The sequence below is a fragment of the Streptococcus suis genome, assembly GCF_002960625.1.
GTDB classification, from domain to species: domain Bacteria; phylum Bacillota; class Bacilli; order Lactobacillales; family Streptococcaceae; genus Streptococcus; species Streptococcus suis_T.
This window is the reverse complement of sequence record NZ_POJH01000009.1, coordinates 44,653-52,328: the sequence shown is the minus strand read 5'-3', so window position 1 is coordinate 52,328 and position 7,676 is coordinate 44,653. Positions and strand designations below refer to the sequence as shown.

8 protein-coding genes are annotated in these 7,676 nt (G+C 42.1%); 1 reads left to right on the top strand and 7 read right to left on the bottom strand.

What is annotated here, in order from left to right; genetic code table 11:
- The coding region (locus C1G49_RS00295) for a transposase (protein ID WP_161942058.1) at positions 1–282 on the top strand (282 nt) is incomplete at its 5' end.
- A 71-nt stretch (positions 283–353) separates the two neighbouring features.
- Here the strand turns inward: C1G49_RS00295 and C1G49_RS00290 are convergent.
- The 7 genes from C1G49_RS00290 to rfbA form a co-directional block, all read right to left on the bottom strand.
- Entirely contained in the window at positions 354–914 is a 561-nt protein-coding gene (locus C1G49_RS00290) for a glycoside hydrolase family 73 protein (RefSeq protein ID WP_238595816.1), read from the bottom strand.
- Positions 911–3,319 carry a GBS Bsp-like repeat-containing protein gene (locus C1G49_RS00285; protein WP_238595815.1) on the bottom strand — a complete coding sequence of 803 codons (2,409 nt, stop codon included), beginning with the start codon at positions 3,317–3,319 and terminating at the stop codon, positions 911–913. The genes C1G49_RS00290 and C1G49_RS00285 overlap by 4 nt, the downstream gene beginning before the upstream one ends.
- Positions 3,320–3,528: 209 nt before the next feature.
- Positions 3,529–4,380 (bottom strand): dTDP-4-dehydrorhamnose reductase, encoded by an 852-nt coding sequence (gene rfbD, locus C1G49_RS00280; RefSeq protein WP_105124169.1) that lies wholly within the window; start codon positions 4,378–4,380, stop codon positions 3,529–3,531.
- 54 nt (positions 4,381–4,434) lie between these two features.
- The gene (gene rfbB / locus C1G49_RS00275; protein ID WP_044688980.1) at positions 4,435–5,481 is read right to left on the bottom strand and encodes a dTDP-glucose 4,6-dehydratase; all 1,047 of its coding nucleotides are present in this window, start codon (positions 5,479–5,481) and stop codon (positions 4,435–4,437) included.
- 188 nt (positions 5,482–5,669) lie between these two features.
- A complete protein-coding gene (locus C1G49_RS00270) occupies positions 5,670–6,155 on the bottom strand; it encodes a phosphoribosylanthranilate isomerase (RefSeq protein ID WP_105124168.1) in 486 nt (161 codons plus the stop codon).
- Positions 6,155–6,748 carry a dTDP-4-dehydrorhamnose 3,5-epimerase family protein gene (locus C1G49_RS00265; RefSeq protein ID WP_105124167.1) on the bottom strand — a complete coding sequence of 198 codons (594 nt, stop codon included), beginning with the start codon at positions 6,746–6,748 and terminating at the stop codon, positions 6,155–6,157. Before C1G49_RS00265 ends, C1G49_RS00270 begins: the two co-directional genes overlap by 1 nt.
- Positions 6,748–7,617: a glucose-1-phosphate thymidylyltransferase RfbA gene (rfbA, locus tag C1G49_RS00260; protein WP_105124166.1), complete on the bottom strand. Its 870-nt coding sequence runs from the start codon at positions 7,615–7,617 to the stop codon at positions 6,748–6,750. Before rfbA ends, C1G49_RS00265 begins: the two co-directional genes overlap by 1 nt.
- Positions 7,618–7,676: the final 59 nt, after the last annotated feature.

Sequence of the window (7,676 nt, the reverse complement as noted above, 5' to 3'; positions counted from 1 at the left end):
GTGAACTCGAAATATTTCTTCGAGCTTCTGGAAGACAATTTGGATTTTGTCAATCCTGCCTTTAAAACTGTTTTTAAAACTTTTCTAAAGTATAAAACGTACATCACGAACGCCATGGAGCTTCCATATTCCAACGCTAAGCTGGAAGCGACCAATAAACTCATCAAAGACATCAAGATGCAAGCGTTCGGCTTTAGGAACTTTACGAACTTTAAAACCAAGATATATATTGCTTTAAACATCAAAAATGAGAGAACGAATTTCGTCCTCTCTAGGTGTTAGCTTTTCGTCTACCCACTACAGTTGACAAAGAGCCAAAAACTCTCGCCACATTATTAGCGAGAGCTTCTCTATTAAATATCCAATTTATTTAGTGCATAACGTTCAATAACTGATTTTATTTTTTCACTATACTGAGGGTCAGTAGCATATCCAGACTTTTGTAGAGCATTTGCTGCATCTACATAATTAGTCGCTGTTCGAAATTCCTGATAATTTTTTGTTCTCCACGGAGTTGACGTGAAGAAATTACCATAATCCGTCACACTATCAGCTACTGATTTATAGGATCTAAAACTAGCTTTTTCGGTTACAGAAGTACCATTTCGCACCTCTCGTGTTTCAACCTCAAAAGTTTCGCCGTGCCAGTTTTGTCCAACCTTTATCCCAAATAAATTATTGGCTTCTTTTGCTAGTTTAGAGGTTCCCCAGGCACTTTCTAAAATAGCTTGCGCTAAAATAACACTTGGTACAATACCTGTCTTCTTAGATACTGAAACAACAGCTGGTTTCAACGCTTCTACGAACGACTTCTGAACATCATTCATTTGAGCCGCAATAGCTTTGGTAGAAACCAGTCGGCTCGTTTCTTCATTAGAATATGCCTTTTGGAATGATTGTTCAGAGTTAATCACTTTCCCCCAACAGAACCATACCAATCCATAATTCCTTGCGTCAAAGCCTTAGCAAGTTTAACATGGTACTTCTCTTCCTTAATGACAGCCAGTTCAGATGGATTATCCATAAAACCAAGTTCTACTAAAATCGCTGGAATGGCCGTTTCTCTCAGTACTGCAAAGGTTTCTCTTCTGACACCTCGGTCAGTCGCACCTGTTTCCTTGATTAAGTTCGATTGAACTTTTACAGCTAAGAGCTCGCTTTCAGCCAGGCGTGTTGGATCATTGTGTTTATCTTGATTGATTTTCGGCTGATATTCCGGATCATACTGATACCAGTAGGTCTCAATTCCTTTTACTGTCGATTGTACACCAATACCCGTCGCATTAAAGTGTATACTCACAAACAAGTCCGCATTGCTTTCGTTAGCCATACGAGAACGTTCGGTTCGGAAGTCAACATCTGTATCGCCTGTACGAGTCATCAATACATTTATACCACGTGCTAAAAGGTTATCACGTAATTTATTTGAAACAGACATAGCTAAATTCTTCTCATGGATTCCCCCGTAAGAAGCACCCGAATCCCTACCACCGTGACCTGGATCAATGTAAACTGTATAGGAACGTTGCACCAAAGGATTTGCTAAACGAGTTGTAGTACCACCTACTCCTGTCAAGCCACCTAGGGAGTCCTTGTAATACAAATGAACAGTATAGGTACCCGTGCGATATTGATGATCCTTCTTATTCACCGTCAACTTATAACTGCCATCTGATTGACGCACTCCTTCATACCAACGCAAATCACTGGATTGGGACCAAGTTGGTAGAACAACACTAGCTATATCTTTCGGTGAAGAAATATTGGTCACTCGAACATCAAAGGTACCTTTGGTATCATCGAGATTTTCAATGGTTAACGTACCAGTTGGTTTCACTTCTGATAGATGAGTTGTAGTACCACCTGCTCCTGTCAAACCGCCTTGGGAGTCTTTATAATACAAATGAACGGTATAGGTACCGGTGCGATATTGATGATCTTTCTTATTCACCGTCAACTTATAACTTCCATCTGATTGACGTACTCCTTCATACCAACGCAAATCACTTGAGTGAGACCATGTTGGTAACACAACACTAGCTATATCTTTCGGTGAAGAAATATTGGTCACTCGAACATCAAACGTACCCTTTGCATCATTGCGATTCTCAATGGTTAACGTACCAGTAGGTTTCACTTCCGATAGATGAGTTGTAGTACCACCTACTCCTGTTAAACCACCGCTGGAGTCCTTATAATATAAATGAACAGTATAGGTACCCGTGCGATATTGATGATCCTTCTTATTCACCGTCAACTTATAGCTGCCATCTGATTGACGCACTCCTTCATACCAACGCAAATCACTGGATTGGGACCAGGTTGGTAGAACAACACTAGCTATATCTTTCGGTGAAGAAATATTGGTCACTCGAACATCAAAGGTACCCTTAGCATCATTGCGATTCTCAATGGTTAACGTACCAGTAGGTTTCACTTCCGATAGATGAGTTGTAGTACCACCTACTCCTGTTAAACCACCGCTGGAGTCCTTATAATATAAATGAACAGTATAGGTACCCGTGCGATATTGATGATCCTTCTTATTCACCGTCAACTTATAGCTGCCATCTGATTGACGCACTCCTTCATACCAACGCAAATCACTGGATTGGGACCAGGTTGGTAAGACAACACTAACAATCTCTTTAGGCGACGATACATTAGTAACATGGACATCAAAGCTACCTGATTGGGCATTGACATTCGAAACTGAAAGATTGCCTGAAAGACTAGTTGTCCTTGGCATCGAACGTAAACTGGTTCCAACCTGTGTCGATGAAGTTGATGAACTTGTTTCAGTTACACTAGAAATTACAGATCTAGTACTTACTCTAGTGGACGGATTTGGAATACTAGCTTCAGTAGAAGACGCCGTAAAACTGGACGTACTGATTTCATCAGTAGAGCTTTCCGAAAGATTGGACGTGCTAGTGTCAGTAGATTGATCAGAAACACTGGATGTACTAGTGCCAACGGATAGGTCCGAAAGATTGGATGTGCTAGCATTATTAGAACTATCAGCTTCCTCTGAAATACTCCTTACCTCTTCCTCCACTTGTAAATCAATGGAAGATGACGGACTTACAACTGTAGAGCTAGTCGAGTTAAGCTGTGCTGAACCTGATTCGTTTTCCTCTGTTACATTCTCCAAAGTAGCCGAATAACTATTTTCTTGCTCGACCGATGGCTGTCCGCTAGAATTGGCTACAACTCCCGCAATAGCATTCTGAGGCGTTACATTTTCAGCATCAGCATGAACAACTTGACTACTTAGAACTACGGTACACAGGGAAAGGAATACAATTATCTTTTTCACTAATTCCTCCTTTTCTAAGAAACTTCTCACCTCGAAAAGTTTCTTGAGTATTCTAGTATACTCGCAAATATATTTGCAAAGCATACTGTTCAATATTGGTATAGAAAACTACCACCCACCTTCTATAATTATACAATTTTAATTATAGCATATTTCTTTTTTGATGAAAAGTTATTATACAAAATTTTGACCAGTAGAATGAAGAAAAATTAACATTTCCCCTGCTTATAAAAAGCTTCCAAGGCTTCTTGCCAAGTTGGGATATCAAAGCCTGTCGCCTTGGCCTTGTCCAAATTCATAGTTGAATTGAAAGGACGCTTAGCCTTAGCTGGGAATTGGCTAGAATCCACTGGCAATACTTTGGTGTTGGTATCCTTGAGGATTTCAGTCGCAAAGTCAAACCAGGTTGTATCTTCTGCTGCATCGTTTGACAAATGATAATAGCCAAATTCTTGACCAGTTTCAACCAAGTGAACCATAAATTCCGCAAGGGTACGGGTCCAAGTTGGGCGACCGTGTTGGTCGTTAACAACTGTCAAGGTATCCCGAGTTTCCGCAAGGTTTTGCATAGTAAAGACAAAGTTTTTGCCATAGTTACCAAAGACCCAGGCAGTACGAACTGTGTAGAACTTGTCTGCAAATTTCTCGACCGCTTCTTCACCAAGACGCTTGGTACGACCATATTCAGATTGAGGATCTGGTTGGTCATCTACTTGCCACTCTTGGCCGGCTGGCAACTCACCGTTGAATACATAGTCAGTTGAGATATAGACAAGGGTCGCACCGTATTTGGCGGCTGCCTTGGCAACATTTTCAGAGCCTGTTACGTTAATCTTGTAGTTGAGTTCCTTGCCTTCATCTTCTGCCATATCAACAGCTGTGTAGGCTGCGCAGTGGTAAACAACGCTTGGTTTTACTTCTGCAAAGAAGGCATCCACCTTGTCTGCATCCGTGATGTCCATTTCTGCTACGTCAGCGGCAACGTACTCAACACCACGCTCATCCAAGAGATAACGCAACTCTGTACCCAACTGACCATTTGCACCTGTAATTAAAATCATATTTGCTCCTTATTTCAAGAAAGGCTTGGGCAAGAGCCCTAGCCTTTAATAGTCTTATTTAATAACTTCCTGTGTCTTAGCATAGTTGGCTTCAACAGCTTCTTTTTCAGCCTTCCACCAGTCTTGGTTGTCTGTATACCACTGGATTGTTTCTTCCAAACCTTTAGAGAAGTCTGTGAATTGTGGTGTCCAGCCAAGCTCATCACGAAGTTTGCTTGCGTCAATAGCATAGCGCAAATCGTGTCCTGCACGGTCAGTCACGTGGTCATAAGCGTCTTTTGGTTGACCCATTTTCTCAAGGATCAATTCAAGAACTTCCTTGTTGTTCTTCTCACCGTCAGCACCGATCAGGTAAGTTTCACCCATACGGCCTTTTGTCAAGATCGCCCAAACACCAGTCGAGTGGTCGTTGGTATGAATCCAGTCACGGACGTTTTTACCTTCACCGTACAGTTTTGGCTTGATACCTGCCAAAATGTTGGTGATTTGGCGTGGGATGAATTTCTCGATGTGCTGGTATGGACCATAGTTGTTTGAACAGTTTGAGATCGTTGCTTTGACACCAAATGAACGCACCCATGCTTTGACAATCAAGTCTGATGCAGCCTTGGTTGATGAGTATGGTGATGACGGGTTGTAGTTGGTTTCTGCAGTGAATTTCTCACCTGGACCCTCACCATGACCTGGCAAATCTTCACGCAAAGGAAGGTCGCCATATACTTCGTCAGTTGATACATGGTGGAAACGAATATCGTATTTACGAGCCGCTTCAAGAAGAGTATAGGTACCGATAAAGTTGGTATGGATAAATGGGCTTGGATCGTTGAGAGAGTTGTCGTTGTGGCTTTCTGCCGCATAGTGAACAATGGCATCTGCTTTAGCAGCCAATTTGTCAACCAATTCAGCATCTGCGATATCACCAACAACAAGCTCAACACGGTCACCAAGAATAGCTTCCAAATTAGCCTTGTTTCCTGCATAAGTGAGTTTATCCAAAACGGTTACGTGAACATCTGGATGGTTGTTATACACATAGTGTACGAAGTTTGAACCGATGAAACCAGCTCCACCAGTTACGATAATATTTTTAAATTGAGACATTTTCTTCTCCGAAAAGTTTTTTCTTTTTTGTGTGTCATCTTAAGTAGTGAGGTCGTAAGCAACCACCAATGTGTTTCATTACTAACCCATGAGCCAACCGTCTCATGAGTTCCCCCGCTCCTTAGCAAAGCAAAGGAGCTTCTCACTACGACGATGACACACGGAGCGGCTCGCTATGCTCGCTTTCTTTACTTCAAGATTTCTTTCAAGTGAGCAATCTTAGCAAAGTCTTTTTGATTGTTATTTTCTGCTCGGTAGGAATCTTTTGAAGAGGCTTGGTAGATTTTCAGGTATTGGTCAAGTGTCGGTAGGTAATAGCGAACACCTGCTGTTTCTAGTTCTTCCAAATCTTCTAGCTCTACACCAGCAAATTCAGGCAGTGAATGTAGGCCTCCGAATTCAACAGATAAGCCGTCTTTATGGAATTCATGTTCATGACGGTCAACCAGGACATAGCCTAGTTGGTTCATCATGGCAATCAGCTCATCTGCACGATAAATCCGTTCGTCGTCTGGGGCTTCCCAGCCACGTGGATCACTTGGAACGTGAATATCTAAATCTCCTGCCTGCCAGTCCCTCCCTGTGCGCCTTTCCAAACCAACTGAGCCCATTAACAAAGGAGTGATTCCTAACTTGTTTAACTGCTCTGCTATTTCCAAAAAGGCTTGAAACATTAGAGGTCCTCTTTTCTCAAAGGCTTGACGTCTTTGAGGAGTGGGTGATTTTTATCTGCTTCTGAAACTTCTGCTTCTTCTAGATTTTCCCACTGGATATCGAGGCTAGGGTCAGCATAGTTGACAAAAGCATACTTAGGCTTGAGTTCCAAAGCCCAGTAGTCGTTGACCAAGTAGCTGTAGGCCACGAAATCTGACAAGACTTGGAAACCATTGGCTACGCCACGAGGAACGAAAATACCTTTTGAAGCATCAATAACAGTTTGATAGGTATTACCAAAGGTTTCGCCTTCGCGAAGATCCACCCAGGTCCCCAAAACCTTACCGCCGTCTGCTACTGAAATGTACTTGTCCCAAGGCTCTGCGTGGAGACCACGAAGAACATTTTTGCGGGAAAAAGAAACATTATTCTGCAATTTCCCTTCTGCGAAGAAGCTTTCAGGGAAGCCGAGAGGCAACATTTTTTCCTTCTGGAAATTTTCCTTAAACCAGCCACGGTTGTCACCATGAACAGGAATGTCGAATTCTAACATTCCTGGAATAGCTTCAACTGGGCGAGCGACTAGTGTTTTACCGAAAAAATTTTCTGTCATTAAGCTTCTCCAATCAAACGGAGCAAGTACTGTCCGTATTCATTTTTCTTAAGTGGCTGTGCCAATTCATGCACTTGTTCTTTAGTGATATAGCCCATGCGGTAGGCAATTTCTTCCAAGTTCGCTACTTGAACATTCTGCAAGCGTTGAACGGTTTCGATGTACTGGGCTGCTTCCAAGAGACTCTCATGTGTACCAGTATCCAACCAGGCAAAGCCACGGCCCATAAGCTCTACAGACAAATCGCCACGCTCTAAGTAAGCCTTGTTAACATCAGTGATTTCCAGCTCACCACGAGGTGAAGGCTTGATATTTTTAGCAATTTCTACTACATCATTGTCATAGAAATAAAGACCAGTAACTGCAAAGTTTGATTTTGGCACTTCTGGTTTTTCTTCGATAGAAATGGCATTCATGTCTGCGTCAAATTCTACCACACCAAAACGTTCTGGGTCTTTAACTTGATAACCAAATACTGTCGCACCTTTTTCTTTGCTTGCGGCACGTTGCAACATCTTGGTCAAACCATTTCCGTGATAGATGTTATCACCCAAAATCAAGGCTACATTGTCATCACCGATAAAGTCTTCACCGATGATAAAGGCTTGTGCCAAACCGTCTGGACTTGGCTGTTCAGCGTAAGACAGAGAGATCCCTAATTCCGAACCATCGCCCAACATATCTTTAAAACGAGGCAAATCTTGAGGTGTTGAGATAATCAAAATATCCTTGATACCTGCCAGCATAAGTGTTGACAAGGGATAGTAAATCATTGGTTTGTCATAAATTGGCATCAACTGCTTGGAAGCTGCACGAGTTAGTGGATAAAGGCGAGTACCAGACCCACCTGCCAGAATAATACCTTTCATATAAGAGTACCTTCCCTCATTTAATATCAGTTCATTATACCATATTTTCAGAGAGAATG